A 17,241-nucleotide genomic window follows, 5' to 3' on the forward strand; every position below is an offset into this window, starting at 1 on the left:
CGTTGATTTATTGTCTTTATCAGGAAGTTCACGACAAATCAGTCTCTCGCCTGATGCGCACAGTCCCCTCTCCCTTCAGCCCCGGCCAGCACCGCGCGAACCAGGCCTCAGGACAGCCTTCTCACGTCATTTGATAGGCGGGACTGCACTAAAGCACTATTCGCTAGTTGTCATTATTTGTTTGTCGATCCTGTTTGTCTGGGCTAAGGTGACTCGTGCCGAGAGGGAGCCGATGCTCGCCGCAGGCCCCTCCACCTTTCATTCGCCATGCCGCCTCCAAGAGCGTACGGCTTTCCACCGTCAGGAATCCCACATGTTCACCGATCTCAAGCAGAAGAAAGTTCTCATCACCGGCTCTACCAAGGGCATTGGTCTGGCTGCCGCTGTCGCCTTCGCCCGTGAGGGTGCCGTGGTCGGCATCAACAGCCGTCAGCAGGATGACGCCGCGCGCGACGCCATCGCCCAGCTGGAAGCCACTGGGGCACGCTTTGAATATTTCGCACGTGACCTGTCCACCAGCGAAGGCTGCGCCACGCTGGTGGAAGACTTCACCAAGGCCTTCGGCGGCATGGACGTACTGGTCAACAACGCCGGTGGCCTGGGTGTGCGAGCAGGACTCGAGAGTCTGGACGATGCCGCCTTCGACCTGGTGATGGACCTGAACCTGCGCTCCGCGATCATGACCACCAAGTACGCCATGCCGCACCTGAAGGCCTCCGCCAAGGACTCCGGCACCACCGCCAGCGTCATCAGCACCGGCTCCATCGCGGGTCGCGAAGGCGGCGGCCTGGGCGCCTCCCTGTACGGCGGCACCAAGGCCATGCTGCACAACCTGCATCGCAACTGGGTGAAGGAATTCACCAAGGACAACGTGCGCTTCAACATCGTGTCGCCGGGCACCATCGATACCGTCTTCCATGCCGACAAGAGCGAAGAGCTGCGCACCAAGATCGCCGGCAGCATCGCCATGGGCCGTTTCGGCACCTCCGAAGAATGCGCGCCGACCTTCCTGTTCCTCGCCTCGCACGCCACCAGTGGCTATATCACCGGTCAGGTGATCGACATCAACGGCGGCCAGATGTGCCCGTAAGGCATGTCGCCTGTCACCTTCAGCGCGGTGGAATGACGTGAAGTGACGCGCAACCCCCAAGGCGGTGACGCCTCGACTGGCCTGGCCTGTCGAGGCGCCTGTCCCCCTGGCCCTCCGCGCGTCCTTCGCACAGCACCTACCACGCACCCCAGGCCCCACGCACCGTAAGCCCCACGCACAGCACGCCCAACGAAAAGAGAGACGCCTCATGTCACCTTCCGATCAGACGACACTGCGCGGCCATCAGCTCATCGGCCAGCAGAGCCTGCTGGCTGACGGCAAGCCGGTTCATGCCATCAATCCTGCCAATGGCGAACGACTGACCCCTGGCTATCCCGCCGGTGGTGCCCGCGAGGTGGAGCTGGCCTGCCAGTTGGCACATGACGCCCTCGACAGCTTCCGGGAGACGGACGCCGAGACCCGCGCCGGCTTCCTCGAGACCATCGCCGAGGAAATCGAGGCCATCGGCGAGCAGATCACCGAACGCGCCCTTCAGGAAACCGGCCTGCCGCGCGCACGTCTGGAAGGCGAACGCGGCCGCACCTGCGGTCAGCTGCGTCTGTTCGCCGGTGTCGTACGCGCCGGGGAATGGCTGGATGTGCGCATCGACCCGGCCATGCCGGAACGCAGCCCGATGCCACGTGCCGACCTGCGCCAGCGGCGCATCGGTCTCGGCCCTGTGGCGGTGTTCGGGGCCAGCAACTTCCCGCTGGCCTTCTCGGTGGCCGGTGGCGATACCGCCTCGGCCCTCGCGGCGGGCTGTCCGGTCATCGTCAAGGCGCATTCCGCTCACCCGGGCACGTCCGAGCTGGTCGGCGGCGCCATCCAGCGTGCCGTGAAGCGCTGCAATCTGCCGGAAGGCGTCTTCTCGCTGCTCTACGGCAGCGGCAACACCCTGGGCCAGGCACTGGTCAATGACCCGCGCATTCAGGCCGTGGGCTTCACCGGGTCGCGCAGTGGCGGTACGGCACTGCTCAAGACGGCTCAGGCCCGCCCGCAACCGATCCCGGTCTATGCCGAGATGAGCAGCATCAACCCGGTACTGCTGATGCCGGCCGCGCTGGAAGCTCGCGCCGAAGCGCTGGGACAGGCCTTCATCGCCTCGCTCAACATGGGCGCTGGCCAGTTCTGCACCAATCCGGGGCTGGTGCTGGCGCTCGAAGGTGAGGCGCTGGAGCGCTTCCTCAACACCGCCGCCGACAACGTCACGGCCAGTGCCTGCCAGACGATGCTGACGCCGGGCATTCATGACGCCTACCGCGGTGGCGTAGAGAAGCTTTCCGCCCTGCCTCAGGTACAGGAAGTCGCGCGCGGTGCGCTGGATGGTGACAACGCAAGCCCGTGTCAGACCGCGCTGTTCCACACCACCGGCAGCGACTTCCTGAGTGAAGCCGCATTGCAGGAAGAAGTCTTCGGTGCCAGCTCACTGGTCATCGCCTGTCGCGATCTGGACGAGATGCGTGCGGTCTGCGAGCACCTGGAAGGCCAGCTGACCGCCACCCTGCATCTGGACGATGCCGATATCGATGCCGCACGCAGCCTGATGCCGGTCCTCGAGCGTCGCGCGGGTCGCATTCTCGCCAATGGCTGGCCGACCGGTGTCGAGGTCTGTCAGGCGATGGTCCACGGCGGCCCCTGGCCTGCCACCTCCGACAGCCGCACCACCTCGGTGGGCAGCGCGGCGATCGAACGCTTCCTGCGCCCGGTGTGCTACCAGGACCTGCCCGAAGCACTGCTGAGCCCGACCCTGCGTGACAGCGCCGACCTGCCACGCCTGGTGGACGGCAAGCGCCAGCACTGAGTCGCGCCATCACTATCGGTGCAGCACTACCATGACGGCGCGGCTTCGCCAGCCGCGCCGTCATGCCTGACAAATACAAGGAATGTCTCCAGGACAAAGGACACGCCATGATGTCTGAGCAAGCCAGCGCGTCTGCGACGCCCACCTCTTCCCCTTCTTCCTCGCCACTGGAAATCCTCGCCTTTGGCGAAGCCATGGCCATGCTGGTCGCCGAGAGCGAGGGAGATCTTGCGCACGTCTCACATTACGAGCGCCGTATCGCCGGGGCCGACACCAATGTCGCCATCGGCCTCGCCCGCCTGGGCTTTCATGTCGGCTGGCTGAGCCGCGTAGGCGACGACAGTCTCGGGCACTATCTGCGCCAGACCCTGCAAGACAATGGCCTGGACTGTCGCCATCTGACTCGGGACAACGAGGCGCCCACCGGCCTGATGTTCAAGGCGCGCGCCAGTCAGGGCGAAGACCCCCATGTCGAGTACTTCCGCCAGGGCAGCGCCGCCAGCCGCATGAATGCACGCGATGCCGATGGCATCGATTTCAGCGCCCTGCGCCACCTGCATGCCACCGGCATTCCGCCGGCCATCTCCCCCAGCTGCCGCGAGCTGTCCTTCCACCTCTTCGAGCAGGCCCGCGCCTCAGGCGCCAGCATCTCGTTCGACCCCAATCTGCGCCCCACCCTGTGGTCGAGCGAGCGTGAGATGCGCGACACCCTCAATCAGCTGGCAAGCCGCGCTGACTGGGTGCTGCCGGGTCTGGCGGAAGGCGAACGCCTGACCGGCCACAAGACCCCCGAGGCCATCGCGGGCCACTACCTCGAACAAGGTGCCAAGGCCGTCATCATCAAGCTCGGGCCTGAGGGCAGCTATTACCGTGGGCTGATCGGCGGCCAGGAAGCCGCCTTCAGTGTCCCCGGCCAGCGCGTCGACCAGGTCGTCGATACCGTCGGTGCCGGCGATGCCTTTGCGGTGGGTGCCATCAGCGCCTTGCTCGATGGACTGTCACCTGAAGCTGCCATGCTGCGCGCCAACCTGCTGGGCAGTCGCGCGGTGCAGGTGCGCGGTGACATGGAAGGCCTGCCGGATCGCCAGACACTCACGGCGATCGAGAACGGAGAGGCCGCCAGTCTCGTGTCCTGAGCCGCGATCTGCGCTTGTCGATCCGCGCCTGTCGATCCGTTCGTGTCGAACGCTCATGAACTCAAGGAGACCTCCATGCACGCACAGCACTACTCGCCCCAGGGTGCCAGCCAGATGGCCAGCGATGCGGCCAACCCCCTGCCCCGCCGCAAGGTCGTCGTGCTCAAGGCACTCGACGATAACCAGATGAGCACCCTGCGCGAGCATCATGATGTCGTGGTGTTGCCGGATGGCCTGTCCGCACAGGCACGGGAAGACGCGCTACGCGATGTCCTGCGAGATGCCCACGGCCTGATCAGCTCAGGCCATGTGATCACGCCATCGCTGCTGGACGCCGCCCCTGTACTGCGGGTGATCTGCTCGGTCTCGGTGGGCTATGACAACTACCCGCTGACGGCGATGAACACGCGCGGCATCCTGTTGTGCAATACCCCGGATGTGCTGACCGAGACCACGGCGGACACCGGCTTCCTGTTGATCATGGCCACGGCGCGGCGCGCGGTGGAGCTGGCCTGCAAGGTTCGCGATGGCCAATGGACAGAGAGCCTCACACCGTCCCACTTCGGCACGGATGTGCACGGCAAGACACTGGGCATGATCGGCATGGGACGCATCGGCGCGGCGATCGCGCGGCGCGGCGCGCTCGGCTTCAACATGCGCATCCAGTACTCGAACGCCTCCCCCAAGCCTGGGCTGGAAAGCGAGCTTGGCGCGACCCGTGTCGAACTGGACTCACTGCTCGAGACCAGCGACTTCGTGTGCGTCACCGTCCCGCTCAGCGAGCAGACCGAACGCCTGATCGGCAAGCGCGAACTGGAGTTGATGCCCGCCAGCGCCTTTCTGATCAACATCGCCCGCGGGCGCGTCATCGATGAAGGCGCCTTGATCGAGTGTCTCGAGCTCGGCGGCATTCGTGGGGCGGGGCTGGACGTCTTCGAGCAGGAACCGCTGCCGGCAAGCTCGCCGCTGACGCGCCTGCCTCAGGTCGTGGCGCTGCCGCATATCGGCTCGGCGACCCATGAGACCCGGCGCGCCATGGCGCAGCGTGCGCTGGACAACCTGCTGCTGGCGCTGGCTGGTGAATCCCCCTTGAGCGCGGTCAATGAAACCCACTGGACGCGCCGCTAGCACGGGCACGCCTGCCAGACCAAAGTGCTGAAGGGATAGCCGAGGGATTGCTCTATGCTGACGACAAGGAATTGGAACAATCCAAAACGCCAGCACCCCAGCCCAGGCTTGGGATGACAACAAGAAAATGCCCAGGAACGACGCCATGAAAGCGCCCATCACGCCACCCCCTGCTCGGGAAGATGCCGACCCGTCATCACAGGGCCATTCGACTCAGGGCCATTCACCCCAGGGCGCCTCGAGCAGCATCACGCTCCAGGATATCGCGGCCCACGCCAAGGTCTCGCGCAGCACGGTCTCGCTGGTGCTGCGCGAAAGCCCGCTGGTGGCGAAGCGCACCCGCGAGAAGGTCCAGGCCTCCATCAAGGCGCTGGGCTATGTCTACAACCGTGGCGCCGCCGCCATGCGTGGCAGCCGCACCGCCACCCTGGGCGTGGTGGTCTATGACATCGCCAACCCCTTCTTCGGCTCCATGGTCGCGGGGATCGATGCCGCCCTGCATCAGGAAGGCTATGTGTCATTTCTCGCCAACAGCGAGGATTCCCCCGAGCGCCAGCAGCGCTTCATCGAGCGCATGCGTGAACATCGCGTCGATGGCCTGCTGCTGTGCCCCGCCGAACACACAGACCCCAACCTGATCCATCAACTGGCCGACTGGGGAATGCCCTGCATCCAGGTGATGCGCTATCTGGACGCGCCGCCCTTCGATTACGCCGGCACCGATTTCCGGCGCGTGGCCGAGATGGCCGTCAATCATCTCGTCGGCCTTGGCCATCAGCGCATCGCCTTCATCGGCGGCGCGGATCACTCGGTCAGCCATGACCGCTGGCTGGGCTATCAGGCTGCGCTGGACCGCCACGGCCTGGCCTATCGCCGCCTGGTACGCGGCAACGGCGTGACCCGACGCGTCGGCCATGAATTGATCAAGAGTCTGATGCAGGAAAGCCCGCGCCCGACGGCGGTGGTCTGCCACAACGACCTGGTGGCCTTCGGCGCCATGCTGGGCCTGCGCCAGATGGGGCTCGAGCCCGGCCGCGACTGCGCCGTGATCGGCACCGATGACGTCGAGGAAGCCGAACTGGGCGACCCGCCCCTGACCAGTATCGCCACGCACCCCTACGCCATCGGGGAGCAGGCGGCGCGCCTGGCCTTGCGCCGGATCGCCAATCCCGGCGGCGAGCGAGAGAGCGTCATCATGCCGCCGGAACTCAAGATACGCCGCTCCTGCGGGAGTCCTGACGACGCCAGCATCGCGACGCCCCCAAAGGACTGATACCAAGCTTCACCTGAACGGCACGTCATGCCTTGAGAGCATCGACAAACCGCGTAGCCCCCGAGCATGGACCGGCAGTCTGGAGACTGTCGGTCTGGCAAGCGCAAGACGGCAAGACTGCAAGACCAGAAGATGCAAGGCACAACAACAAACAACGCCAAGGAAAACGCCATCATGCTGAATTGGATCAATCCAACCAATGCCTCTCTCTCTATTTCTACCTCTACCTCTAGTCCCATCTCTCCCTCCCAGCGCTCACGCCTGGGCTCCCGGCTGGGCAAAGGGCTAGGCAAGAGCCTGGCCATCGCGGCCACCACCGGCACCCTGCTGGGCGCCACGCTCGGCGTCTCGGCCAGCGCCCAGGCGATGGAGCTGCGCTTCGGCCACGCCGGCACCGAAGATACCGCCTATCAACTCGGCGCCGAGCGGCTGCGCGACCTGCTCGCCGAGAAGACCGATGGCGACATCACCATGACCATCATGGGCAACTCGGTGCTGGGCCATGAGACCGAGATGTTCGAGCAACAGATGGCCGGCGCGCTGGACATGTCCATTGTCAGCCCCGGGCTGATCACCGACTTCTCGCCCACCGCCAACGTGTTCACGATTCCCTTCCTGTATCGCGATGTCGATCACTGGCAGAAGGTGCTGGATGGCGATGTCGGCCAGGAGATTGCCCAGAAGATCAGTGACGAGACCGATGTGAAGGTGCTGGCCTACTTCGGGGGCGGCAAGCGGCATATCGTCAGCTCGCGCGAGGTCACCTCACTCGATGACCTCAAGGGCCTCAAGCTGCGTACCAACCCGACCAAGCCGCTGATCGTCGCCTGGCAGGCACTCGGGGTCGAACCGAGCGTGGTGGCCTGGAAGGAGATCTACACCGCCATCCAGCTGGGCGCGATCCACGGGCTGCTCAACGAGCCGGAATGGACCCTGCGCATGCGCTTCCACGAAGTCGCTCCCAACATCGCGCTGTCCGAGCACGATATCACCGTGCGCCTGCTGACCATGTCCAAGATGTCCTGGGACAACCTGGATGAGCAGCAGCAGAAGACCCTGATGGAGTCGGCCCATGACGCGGCGGCCTATGCCCGCAAGGTGCAGCTGGAGCAGGACGCGGACGCCCTCGCCGAGCTCGAGAAGCAAGGCGCCAAGCTGCATGAGATCGATCGTGAGCGCATGCAGGAAATCGTGGCCGAGCCACTCAAGGAAGTGATCGCCGAGATGGGCCTCAAGGAAATCTACGACAAGGTGCGTGCGGTCAAGTAAGCCACGCCTGAGGGGCAGTCATGCAGCGTCTGGCTGCCCCATCTTCAGGTTGGCTTGAATGATCTCGCCGCCTTGCGTCGAGCTCCTCCCCCTCGCACTCTTCTTGAGGACAGTGCCATGCATCCTGTGCTCTCAGGGCTTTCGCGCCTGAACCGGACGCTCGAACGTCTGCTCTATCTCGTCTTGCTGGCGCTGCTGGCAAGCTTCATCGTCATCATCATCTATCAGATCGCCAGTCGCAATCTGGCCTTCCTGCCGCGTCTGTTCTGGACCGAGGAATTCAGCCGCTTCGCCTTCCAGTGGATGGTGATGCTGGGCACTGCGGTCGGGGTGCTGCACGCCGATCACTTCGTGCTGGAAGCCTTTGCGCGTGGCAGCCGTGCCGATCTCGTCACGCGCTGGATCCGTGATCTCGCCTGCCTATTGCTGGGGGTACTGTTCATCGTGCACGGCAAGGACTTCGCCCTTTCCGGTCTGCGCCGCAGTGCCATGGCCTCGGGACTGTCGATGATCTACGTCTACTCGGTATTCACCGTCAGCGGCACCTTCATCGTGCTGTTCAGCCTGCAACGGCTGCTGCATGCCTGGCTGCACGGCATGCAGGCCATGGAGAAGGCGCTCAATACGCCCAATGAGGCGGAAGCGCTGGCAATACCCGAGGAGACGGCAGAGATTATGTCTCCCGCCACCGCCAGCCATGCGCATGGCGCGACTGATCGGAGGCCCCTGTCATGATGCCAATGGACTGGCTGTACCTGATGCCCTGGCTGCTGTTCGGCGTGCTGGGCGTGTTGATCGTGATCGGCATCCCCATCGCCATGGCGCTGGTGCTGACGGCGACGACGCTGATTCTGCTCGACCCGCGTCTGACCTACTGGATCATGTTCCAGCGCATGTACAACGGCATGGATTCCTTCGTGCTGCTGGCCGTGCCGCTGTTCCTGCTGGCCGGCAACCTGATGAATGCCGCCAGGATCACCGACCGGCTGATCACACTGTGCATGCGCCTGGTCGGCCACTTCCGTGGCGCGCTGGCCCACGTCAATGTGCTGGTCAGCATGCTGTTTGCCGGGGTGTCCGGCTCCTCCACCGCCGACAGTGCCGGCGTGGGCACGGTGCTGATTCCGGCCATGAAACGCGAAGGCTATCCGGTCAGCTTCGCCGTCGCGGTCACCGCGGCCTCCTCCGTGATGGGCACCATCATCCCGCCGTCGATCAACATGATCGTGTGGGGCGCGCTGACCAATACCTCGATCGCCGGCCTGTTTCTGGGCGGTATCCTGCCCGGCGTGATGATCGGCGTGGCCCAGCTGCTGCTCAATACCCGCTATGTCCGCCGCTATGATGTGCCGGTGCGCAAGCGCGCCACCCTCAAGGAGCTGGCCAGCTCCGGCAAGGATGGCCTGCTGGCCGCCGGAATTCCGATCGTCATCATCGGTGGCATCACCCTGGGCATCGTGACCCCCACCGAGGCCGCGGTGATCGCGGTGGTCTATGCGCTGGCACTGGGCTTCGTGGTCTATCGCGAGCTGGATCTCACCAAGTTGCTCAATGCTTCCACCGACACCGTCAGGCTGTGCTCGCTGTCGCTGTTCAGCCTGGTGGGCGCGGCCATCTTCGGCTATCTGATCAGCTTCTATCAGATTCCGCCCAAGCTGATGGCGGGCGTCAGCATCACCGACCCGACGGTGCTGTTGATCGTGATGACCGTCGTGCTGCTGGTGATCGGCACCTTCATGGATGCCCTGCCCGCGATGGCAATCATGGCGCCCATCTTCTATCCGCTGGCGATGTCGGCAGGCGTGCACCCCGTGCAATTCGGTGTCATCGGCGTGATGGCGCTGGGGCTGGGCCTGATCACGCCGCCCTACGGCCTGTGCCTGATGATTTCCGCCAAGATAGGCGGCATTCCTCTGCTCAAGGCCATGGCGACCACCATGCTGTACCTGGGCGTGATGCTGGCCGTGATCCTGCTGATGATCCTGTTCCCGGAATTCGTGCTGACCATTCCGCGCCTGATCGCCCCTGACTTCGTCTGACCCGGCATATTATCCGGACATTCCGAAAACTGTTTGAGGAATGTCCGGAACTGCCCATTTCTCGTCCTCGCACACCTCCCTGCCTCCCCCTAGCGGCTCATTTTTGCCCGCCTCACACCGGCGGGTCGGTCCGCTCTAACAGCACCAACCCGCGCCAAAAACGCGCCAACGTCGTGATCTGTCGAGAAATCATCCTCATCTCAGGGTGAGCGCCACGCCGCATGTCATGGCGTCGCCTTGAGGTCTGGCGCCGATAACACGCCCAAGATGAACGGCCAATTATCATGTTTTGATTGAAAGTCTTTACGCCATCTGCCGCTATATCCCGCCGCCTGCCCGCTCCAAGATTCACTGCGTCGATTGCCAGCGCATCGGCATTGTCCCCCTTCTTCCCATGACCAGACAGGCAGCCACCATGAAACGTCCCTTCTCCCTTGCTCTTCTCGGCCTCTCGGTCGCCTTCGCCAGCATGACCGCCCACGCCGATGACCACTCCACGCTCACGCCGTCCAGTGAAGTCGTCCAGCAGTCCGACATCGACTGGGGCTACCTGAACCCGCTGCGCGGTGACCAGAGCCCGGCGGCCGGCGACCTGTGGGGCGACCGCACCAAGGATGGCGCTTCGGGCTTTTTGGTGAAGTTCAACGAAGGCTTCTCCTCACCGCCCCACATCCACAACATCACCTACCGTGGCGTGGTCATCCAGGGCGAGGTCCACAACGATGACAAGAACGCCGATGAGCAGTGGCTGCCCGCAGGCTCGTTCTGGATCCAGCCGGCAGGCGAATCGCACATCACCGCGGCCAGAGACAAGGTCAACATGGCCTACATCGAGATCAATGAAGGGCCCTACCTGGTACAGCCGGAATCCGAGGCCTTCCACAACGATGAAGAGCCGCTGAATGTCGCCGAGAACAACATGGTGTGGCTGGATGCCAATGACATCCGCTGGATCAACCTGCCGGGCAGCGACGACGCCGAGCAAGGCCCGAAGACCGCCTTCCTGTGGGGCAACCCGGACGTCGGCCAGCTGAGCGGCCGCCTGGTGAAATTGCCGGCCGACTTCTCCGGCGAGATCGCAAGCCACGCCGACGAATTCCGCGCCGTGGTCATCAAGGGCGACCTGACTCACGAGACCGAAGGCAAGGACGACAGCCAGAGCCTGGCGACCGGCAGCTACTTCGGCTCTCAGGGCGAGATCACCCATGACATCACCACCGGCGCCGACGGCGAGACCCTGCTCTACGTGCGCACCAATGGTGATTTCGACATCGTCGAAGACTGAAACCTGCGGTCGTCTGAACTCTTGGCCCTGAACTCTTGGCCCTGAACTCTTGGCTCTGAGCTCTTGGCTCTGAGATCTGAGACCAGAAGCAGCAGACATCCCGACCTGCAGCAAACACGAACGGCCACCCCGGTATCAAGACCGCGGGTGGCCGTTCGTGTTTGCGTTTATGTCTGGATTGCGTCCCGCCGTCAGGCCAGTCTCTGGACCGCCATTTCGAGGCCACGGATTTCCGCCAGCCCCTTCATGCGCCCATACAGTGGATACCCCGGGCGGGTCTCGCGCCGGGCATCATCCAGAATGTGTTGGCCGTGATCCGGGCGCATCGGCAAGGGCGCGCCACCCGATACCAGGCGACGACGCTCCTCCGCGACCAGCACGCTGATGATGTCCACCATGTCCAGGTCGCCCTCGAGATGTTCAGCCTCATGGAAGGAGCGCTTGTCCTCGCTGTCACGCCCGGTGGCCCGCAGATGGGCAAAGTGGATATGTGGGGCGAAGCGCCGCGCCATGATGCACAGGTCGATCTCCGGATTGGCCCCGTAGGAGCCGGTGCAGAACGTCAGGCCATTGGCGGGACTGGGCACGACGCCCAGCAGCCAATCGGCATCCACCATGCTCGAGACCACACGTGGCAGGCCAAACATCGGCCGCGGCGGATCATCAGGGTGAATGGCCAGTCGAATGCCGACCTCTTCCGCCACCGGCACGATGGCCTTGAGGAAAGTGGCCAGGTGCTGGCGCAGTCGCGCGGCATCGATACCGTCATAGGCCGCAAGCGCCGCTCGGAACTGGGCCAGCGTGTAGCCTTCTTCCGCCCCCGGCAGCCCCGCGATGATGGTGCGGATCAACTTCTCATGCCCGGCATCATCGAGCGACGCCAGATGCCTGAGCGCGGCCTGCTGCTCTGCGCTGCTGTACTCGTGCTCGGCGCCGGGGCGCTCCAGCAGATAGAGATCAAAGGCCGCGAAGGCATCCTGATCAAAACGCAACGCCGTGCCGCCCTCCGGCAGCTGCCAGGCGAGGTCGGTGCGCGTCCAGTCCAGCACCGGCATGAAGTTGTAGCACACGGTGCCGATCCCGCATTCCGCCAGGTGGCGCAGCGACTGCTGATAATTGGCGATATGGCGATCACTGCCGGGCGCGGCCTGCTTGATGCTCTCATGCACCGGAATGCTCTCGACCACCGACCAGCGGAGCCCGGCCGCCTCGATCTGCGCCTTGCGCTCACGAATGGCCTCCAGCGGCCAGACCTCGCCGTTGGGAATCTCATGCAGTGCCGTCACGATACCTGTCGCGCCGGTCTGGCGAATTTCCTCGAGCGTGATGGGGTCCGCGGGACCGAACCAGCGCCATGTCGCTTCCATGTCATCTCCTTGACGGTCAAAGGGGGCAAATGCCACCTGCCGACAAAATATGACAACTTGTGTCAAGTGCTGCCATGCGACCTATGTCGCTGCCGGCGAGCGGCTCTCCCGGCGCACTTCCCTCTGAAGATGGACTCAACGCTAGATCGCGTCTCGAGATGCCAGGCCGATCAGATACCCACCACGCTCACGACTCACTAAAAATCGTTTAAAATCATAATATTGAAGAAGCAACCCAATAGTTACCCATAAACCCTCTTTGCGTAATAACTGTCACTGCCCTGTGGTGACATGCCTGTTGGCGGCCACCAAGGCGCGCTTTTCGGGTCACGACACTAGACTTATTGCTCATCAAAAGTTGTCAATATTTGTTTGATCAGTCACCCCTTCCCCCCTATAGTAAGTCTCGAAAGCACATCAGACGCACGTGTCGACTGATCACTTGGGCCAGGCACGTTGCCGAGAGCCGAGACTCCTTACCTATACTGACGACGGACGCCATATGACTGCCATTACCTCCACAGAGCATCCCAGCTACGCCGAGCTCTCCTCCGTGACCCGCGAGCGTTTGATGCGCGCCTCCACCGCCTCCCTGCACACCCTGCTGTTCAAGCGCGGCCTGCGGAACACCTTCATCCAGAACGTGGTGCAGATGAACAACAGGACCACCCAGATGGTGGGCCAGGCCTTCACGCTGCGTTACATCCCGGCGCGGGAAGACATCGATACCGTCGCCGCCTTCCGCGACCCCAAGCACCCGCAGCGTCTGGCGGTGGAAACCGTGCCGGCCGGTCACGTGATGGTGTCTGACTGCCGCCAGGATGCCTCGGCCGCCAGCGCCGGCAGCATTCTGCTGACGCGTCTGGAGTATCGTCAGTGCGCGGGCTTCGTCTCCGATGCCGGCATTCGTGATTCAGGCGCCGCCGCCGAGATGGACTTGCCGATCTTCTGCACCAAGCCGAGCGCGCCGACCAACCTGACCAAGCATCACGCGGTAGAACTGCAGGTGCCGATCGGTTGCGGTGGCGTGCCGGTCTTCCCGGGCGATGTGCTGGTCGGCGATGCCGATGGTGTCATGGTCGTACCGCTGGAACTGGCCGACGAGATCGCCGAGGAAGCCAGCCAGATGGAAGATTTCGAGGATTACGTGCTGGAAAAGGTACGCAACGGCACGCCGGTGATCGGCCTGTACCCGCCGACCGACGAAGCGCGTGCAGAATTCGAACGCTATATGGCCGCCAAGCAGTAATCGGCTCGCCAGCCGCCGTCTTGTCCACGGCGGCCACGGACGACAGGCCACGCCGACCTGTCGTCCGCCATCCCTCCTGCCTCAATGCGCCTCGAGTGACCACAACCATAACAACACTGGAGTCATGCCATGACCCATCTGAATAGCCGTCTCAATAGCCATCTGAACAGCCGTCAAGCCATCCCTCACGCCAGCTCTGATGCCAGTCAGCAATCCCGCGCAGACCGCAAGCGCCGCAGTCGTCCGCTGCTGGCCTTGCTCGCCCCGCTGGCCCTGTCCGGCATGGTGGCGGCCTCGCCCTTCGTCAGCAGCGGCGTGCAGGCCGACTATCCCGTGCGTGACATTCGCCTGATCGTGCCATGGCCGGCCGGCGGTGGTGCCGACGCCATCAGCCGCAAGATCAGCAACCTCGCCGAGCAGGACCTGCCGAAATCGATCTACGTCGAGAACATCGGCGGCGCCATCACCGCCACCGGCCTGATGCAGCTCAGCAAGGCGCGTCCGGATGGCCATACCGTCGGCGTGCTGACCTACGACAGCATCATCACCCTGCCCCGCGGCAATCTGGTGCCCGGCTATTCGCTGGACCGGATGATCCCCTTCGCCCGCATCACCAAGGAAGCGGATGCCATCGTGGTCTCCAGGCAGTCCGGGTACGAGAATTATGAGCAACTGATCGAGGCCGCACGCGCAAACCCCGGCACCGTGAGGATCGGCGTCGCTCCGCAGGGCTCTGGCCCTTATCTGGCGGTACGCCGCCTGGAAGCGGCAGCGGGCGTCGAATTCAATGTCATCACCTACCCGGGCTCTTCCACCGCCGAGGCCGAGGCTCTGCTCTCCGGTGAGATCGACGGCGCCATCTCGAGCCTGGGGGACTTCTCCGGCATTCTGGATTCCGGCGACGCCCACGGCCTCGTCGAGTTCTCCTCCGAGCAGAATCCGGCCTACCCGGAAGTGCCGCCGATGAGCGAGCTGGGCGGCAATCTCGAGACCGGCAGCTTCATCGTGCTGGCCGTGCCCAAGGGCACCCCGGAGGATGTGGTCAGCACCCTGGAAAGCGCCTACCACAGCGCCTACGAGACACCAGAATTCCAGAAGTGGATCACGGGAGTCGGCGTCACGCCCAGCTGGCTGGGGGCCGATGAGGTCAACGCTTGGATCGAGGACTACCAACAGAAGACCTTCACTGCCATGGATGAACTCGGCCTGTAGACGCGCTGGCAGACGGCACCTCTGAGTGCCGCTGCCACTTCACGTCTACCCGTCCTCCTTCACTTCCATCGTCAAGCGGCGCTCGGCCACGGGCGCCGCCAGGGAATTCTGTCATGTCTCCTTCCGCCTCTCCTCCCGTCCGGCGTCACTGGCTGCTCAGCGGGGCGACACCGCTGACGCTGGTCATGACCGCCATCAGCGCCCTCTATCTGATCAGTGCCTTCCAGATGGCGCCGCCATTGGACAATGGCCGCCTGACGGCCTCCTTCTTCCCCGCCCTGATCGGCAACATCGCGCTCGTGCTCTGCGTGGCGCAGCTGGTGAGCCAACACCGGGCGTGCCGCGACTCCCGCAGTAGCAAGTCCGCCAGCGCTGAGTCCACCAGCACCGAGACCGCCAACGATGACGCCTCAAGCGCGAACAGCGACGCAAGCTCGCCTCTCTTCTCGCCGGCGCTGCGCCTGATGCTGGTGACCGCGCTCTATATCCTGGCGTTCTCGCATCTGGGTTACCTGCTGTCGTCAGCGCTGTATGTCTTCGCCGTGATGCTGCTGTTCGCGGGGCGCAAAAAGTGGATCAGCAAGGCAGTGATCGCCTGCGCCATTTGCGCGCTGGGCTATGGGCTCTTCGAGCAACTGTTCAACGTCCATCTCCCTGCGCTGGATCTGTCTGCGCTCGGCCTGGGCAACGGGAGCTGACCCATGGAATTCATTGCCCAGGTATTCTCGAGCTTCGCCCTGCTGCTCGACCCCGTGACCCTGTTCTACGTGGTCGCCGGCTTCGTGATCGGCACCATCTTCTCGGCCATTCCGGGTCTGACCGCGACGCTGGCACTCGCCCTGCTGCTGCCGCTGACCTATAGCCTCGATGTCACCACCGCCCTGATGGCGTGTGCCAGCATCTACATGGCCGGCATGTGTGGCGGCAGCATCACGGCCACCACCATCAATATCCCCGGCGCGCCGTCCTCGATGATGACAGCGCTGGAAGGCTACCCCATGCAGCAGCGTGGCGAAGGCGCGCTGGCGCTGGGCCATGCCTCCTTCGGCTCGATGATCGGCGGCAGCCTCGGCGCGCTGCTGTTGATCGTGCTGGCCCCCTTCATCGCCGAGGCCTCTTTGCTGGTCAAGACGACGGGCAAGTGCGCGCTGATCGCCTTCGCGCTGATCGTGATCGTGGTCGCCCAACGCGGCAACATCCGCAAGGCCGGCATCACCGCCTGCCTGGGCCTGATGCTCGCGACCGTCGGGCTGGACGCCATGCAGCCGCTGGCCCGCTTCACCTTCGGCATTAGTGAGCTGACCGCCGGGATCGACCTGATGCCGGTCATCATCGGTACCTTCGCCATCAGCGAGCTGTTGATCCAGGTCGGCAACCGCAAGAAGGACGCCGCCATCCGTCAGCAACTCAAGGCCAGCAAGCAGCTCAAGCGGCGTGATTTCATTCCGCCGCTGAGTGCCATTCGCGAGATCGGCCTCGGCTGCTATCTGAAATCGACCTTGATCGGCTATATGGTCGGCACCCTGCCCGGCGCAGGGGGCTCGATGGGTGGTTTTCTCGCCTACGTGGAAACCGTGCGCACCTCGAAGAAGCCGGAGAGCTTCGGCAAGGGCAACCCCCAGGGCATCGCCGCCGCCGAAAGCGCCAACAATGCCGTGTGCGGCGGCGCCCTGGTGCCGATGCTGACCTTCGGGATTCCGGGCGACCCGGTGACGGCCATCGTGCTGGGGGTGCTGGTGATCAACGGCATCCAGCCGGGGCCGCAGCTGATGGCCTCGCAATCCGGGCTGATCGCGCCGATGCTGGCCTCACTGCTGTTCAGCGCGCTGATCCTGATTCCTCTCACGCTCTACCTGATGGGCCCGTACTTCCTGCGCATCGTCACGATCCGCAAGGATGTGCTCTATGGCGCCATCGCACTGCTGGCCGTGGTCGGCAGCTTCGTGGCCACCTACTCCGTGTTCCAGATGATGATGACGCTGGTGCTGGGCATCGTCGCCTACCTGATGCGCAAACATGATTATCCGGTGATCACGCTGCTGCTCGGCTTCATCCTCGGCCCCAACCTGGAAGAATTCCTGCGGCGCGCGCTGACGCTCTCCAACGGCAATCCGATGACCTTCATCACCACGCCGGACAGCCTGTTCTTCGTCGTACTGACGGTGGTCTTCGTCTACTTCCTCGGCATTCGCAAACCGGTGCAGCTGAAGCAGGCGGCCCCCGCGAAGGCAAGTTCGACGGGCTGAGCCTCCCACAAGGCCCCGGGAACGAGCCTATCCATAAGCTCCCGAGAATAAGCCCACCTAAAAGCCCCATGCCTGAACGAAAAATGCCCGCTACCGAAAGGTAGCGGGCATTTTCATGTTCTCTCGTCGCGCGGACCAGCCGATCA

14 protein-coding genes are annotated in these 17,241 nt (G+C 63.9%); 13 read left to right on the plus strand and 1 reads right to left on the minus strand.

All coding sequences use genetic code 11. From position 1 onward, the window contains the following. Nucleotides 1-313: 313 nt before the first annotated feature. The 9 genes from HA399_RS10280 to HA399_RS10320 all read left to right on the plus strand — a co-directional run bounded on the left by HA399_RS10280 (nt 314) and on the right by HA399_RS10320 (nt 11,021). Entirely contained in the window at nt 314-1,090 is a 777-nt protein-coding gene (locus HA399_RS10280; protein ID WP_404324878.1) for an SDR family NAD(P)-dependent oxidoreductase, read from the plus strand. Nucleotides 1,091-1,298: 208 nt separating this feature from the next. After that, nucleotides 1,299-2,891 carry an aldehyde dehydrogenase (NADP(+)) gene (locus tag HA399_RS10285; protein ID WP_404324880.1) on the plus strand — a complete coding sequence of 531 codons (1,593 nt, stop codon included), beginning with the start codon at nt 1,299-1,301 and terminating at the stop codon, nt 2,889-2,891. Between the two features lie 107 nt (nt 2,892-2,998). Further along, nucleotides 2,999-4,027, plus strand: coding sequence for a sugar kinase (locus HA399_RS10290; protein WP_404324881.1), 1,029 nt, complete (start codon nt 2,999-3,001; stop codon nt 4,025-4,027). Between the two features lie 114 nt (nt 4,028-4,141). Further along, complete coding sequence (locus HA399_RS10295) at nt 4,142-5,155, plus strand: 2-hydroxyacid dehydrogenase (RefSeq protein WP_404326958.1); 1,014 nt, start codon at nt 4,142-4,144, stop codon at nt 5,153-5,155. 145 nt (nt 5,156-5,300) lie between these two features. Continuing rightward, entirely contained in the window at nt 5,301-6,428 is a 1,128-nt protein-coding gene (locus HA399_RS10300; RefSeq protein WP_404324882.1) for a LacI family DNA-binding transcriptional regulator, read from the plus strand. A 174-nt stretch (nt 6,429-6,602) separates the two neighbouring features. Further along, entirely contained in the window at nt 6,603-7,697 is a 1,095-nt protein-coding gene (locus HA399_RS10305; protein WP_404324883.1) for a TRAP transporter substrate-binding protein, read from the plus strand. A 117-nt stretch (nt 7,698-7,814) separates the two neighbouring features. Then, entirely contained in the window at nt 7,815-8,432 is a 618-nt protein-coding gene (locus tag HA399_RS10310) for a TRAP transporter small permease (protein ID WP_404324884.1), read from the plus strand. Then, nucleotides 8,429-9,736 (plus strand): TRAP transporter large permease, encoded by a 1,308-nt coding sequence (locus tag HA399_RS10315; protein WP_404324885.1) that lies wholly within the window; start codon nt 8,429-8,431, stop codon nt 9,734-9,736. Before HA399_RS10310 ends, HA399_RS10315 begins: the two co-directional genes overlap by 4 nt. Before the next feature lie 415 nt (nt 9,737-10,151). Further along, entirely contained in the window at nt 10,152-11,021 is an 870-nt protein-coding gene (locus HA399_RS10320) for a DUF4437 domain-containing protein (RefSeq protein WP_404324886.1), read from the plus strand. A 191-nt stretch (nt 11,022-11,212) separates the two neighbouring features. Here the strand turns inward: HA399_RS10320 and uxuA are convergent, their stop codons facing one another. Next, on the minus strand, nt 11,213-12,388 hold the full coding sequence (uxuA, locus tag HA399_RS10325) for a mannonate dehydratase (RefSeq protein ID WP_404324887.1): 1,176 nt from the start codon (nt 12,386-12,388) through the stop codon (nt 11,213-11,215). Nucleotides 12,389-12,890: 502 nt separating this feature from the next. Between uxuA and HA399_RS10330 the strand changes: the two genes are divergently transcribed. The 4 genes from HA399_RS10330 (at nt 12,891) to HA399_RS10345 (ending at nt 17,095) form a co-directional block, all read left to right on the plus strand. Then, a complete protein-coding gene (locus HA399_RS10330) occupies nt 12,891-13,637 on the plus strand; it encodes a ribonuclease activity regulator RraA (protein ID WP_404324889.1) in 747 nt (248 codons plus the stop codon). 129 nt (nt 13,638-13,766) lie between these two features. Further along, on the plus strand, nt 13,767-14,849 hold the full coding sequence (locus tag HA399_RS10335; RefSeq protein ID WP_404324890.1) for a Bug family tripartite tricarboxylate transporter substrate binding protein: 1,083 nt from the start codon (nt 13,767-13,769) through the stop codon (nt 14,847-14,849). A gap of 113 nt (nt 14,850-14,962) precedes the next feature. Beyond that, entirely contained in the window at nt 14,963-15,547 is a 585-nt protein-coding gene (locus HA399_RS10340; protein WP_404324891.1) for a tripartite tricarboxylate transporter TctB family protein, read from the plus strand. A gap of 3 nt (nt 15,548-15,550) precedes the next feature. Continuing rightward, nucleotides 15,551-17,095, plus strand: a complete 1,545-nt coding sequence (locus HA399_RS10345; protein ID WP_404324892.1) for a tripartite tricarboxylate transporter permease — start codon at nt 15,551-15,553, stop codon at nt 17,093-17,095. Nucleotides 17,096-17,241: the final 146 nt, after the last annotated feature.

The organism is Cobetia sp. UIB-001 (assembly GCF_044789135.1).
Classification (GTDB): domain Bacteria; phylum Pseudomonadota; class Gammaproteobacteria; order Pseudomonadales; family Halomonadaceae; genus Cobetia; species Cobetia amphilecti.

What these genes read in the sequence shown, in the direction of transcription:
- HA399_RS10280 (WP_404324878.1), top strand. Translation starts at nt 314, where the DNA reads ATGTTCACCGATCTCAAGCAGAAGAAAGTTCTCATCACCGGCTCTACC.
- HA399_RS10285 (WP_404324880.1), top strand. Translation starts at nt 1,299, where the DNA reads ATGTCACCTTCCGATCAGACGACACTGCGCGGCCATCAGCTCATCGGC.
- HA399_RS10290 (WP_404324881.1), top strand. Translation starts at nt 2,999, where the DNA reads ATGATGTCTGAGCAAGCCAGCGCGTCTGCGACGCCCACCTCTTCCCCT.
- HA399_RS10295 (WP_404326958.1), top strand. Translation starts at nt 4,142, where the DNA reads ATGGCCAGCGATGCGGCCAACCCCCTGCCCCGCCGCAAGGTCGTCGTG.
- HA399_RS10300 (WP_404324882.1), top strand. Translation starts at nt 5,301, where the DNA reads ATGAAAGCGCCCATCACGCCACCCCCTGCTCGGGAAGATGCCGACCCG.
- HA399_RS10305 (WP_404324883.1), top strand. Translation starts at nt 6,603, where the DNA reads ATGCTGAATTGGATCAATCCAACCAATGCCTCTCTCTCTATTTCTACC.
- HA399_RS10310 (WP_404324884.1), top strand. Translation starts at nt 7,815, where the DNA reads ATGCATCCTGTGCTCTCAGGGCTTTCGCGCCTGAACCGGACGCTCGAA.
- HA399_RS10315 (WP_404324885.1), top strand. Translation starts at nt 8,429, where the DNA reads ATGATGCCAATGGACTGGCTGTACCTGATGCCCTGGCTGCTGTTCGGC.
- HA399_RS10320 (WP_404324886.1), top strand. Translation starts at nt 10,152, where the DNA reads ATGAAACGTCCCTTCTCCCTTGCTCTTCTCGGCCTCTCGGTCGCCTTC.
- uxuA (WP_404324887.1), bottom strand. Translation starts at nt 12,388, where the DNA reads ATGGAAGCGACATGGCGCTGGTTCGGTCCCGCGGACCCCATCACGCTC.
- HA399_RS10330 (WP_404324889.1), top strand. Translation starts at nt 12,891, where the DNA reads ATGACTGCCATTACCTCCACAGAGCATCCCAGCTACGCCGAGCTCTCC.
- HA399_RS10335 (WP_404324890.1), top strand. Translation starts at nt 13,767, where the DNA reads ATGACCCATCTGAATAGCCGTCTCAATAGCCATCTGAACAGCCGTCAA.
- HA399_RS10340 (WP_404324891.1), top strand. Translation starts at nt 14,963, where the DNA reads ATGTCTCCTTCCGCCTCTCCTCCCGTCCGGCGTCACTGGCTGCTCAGC.
- HA399_RS10345 (WP_404324892.1), top strand. Translation starts at nt 15,551, where the DNA reads ATGGAATTCATTGCCCAGGTATTCTCGAGCTTCGCCCTGCTGCTCGAC.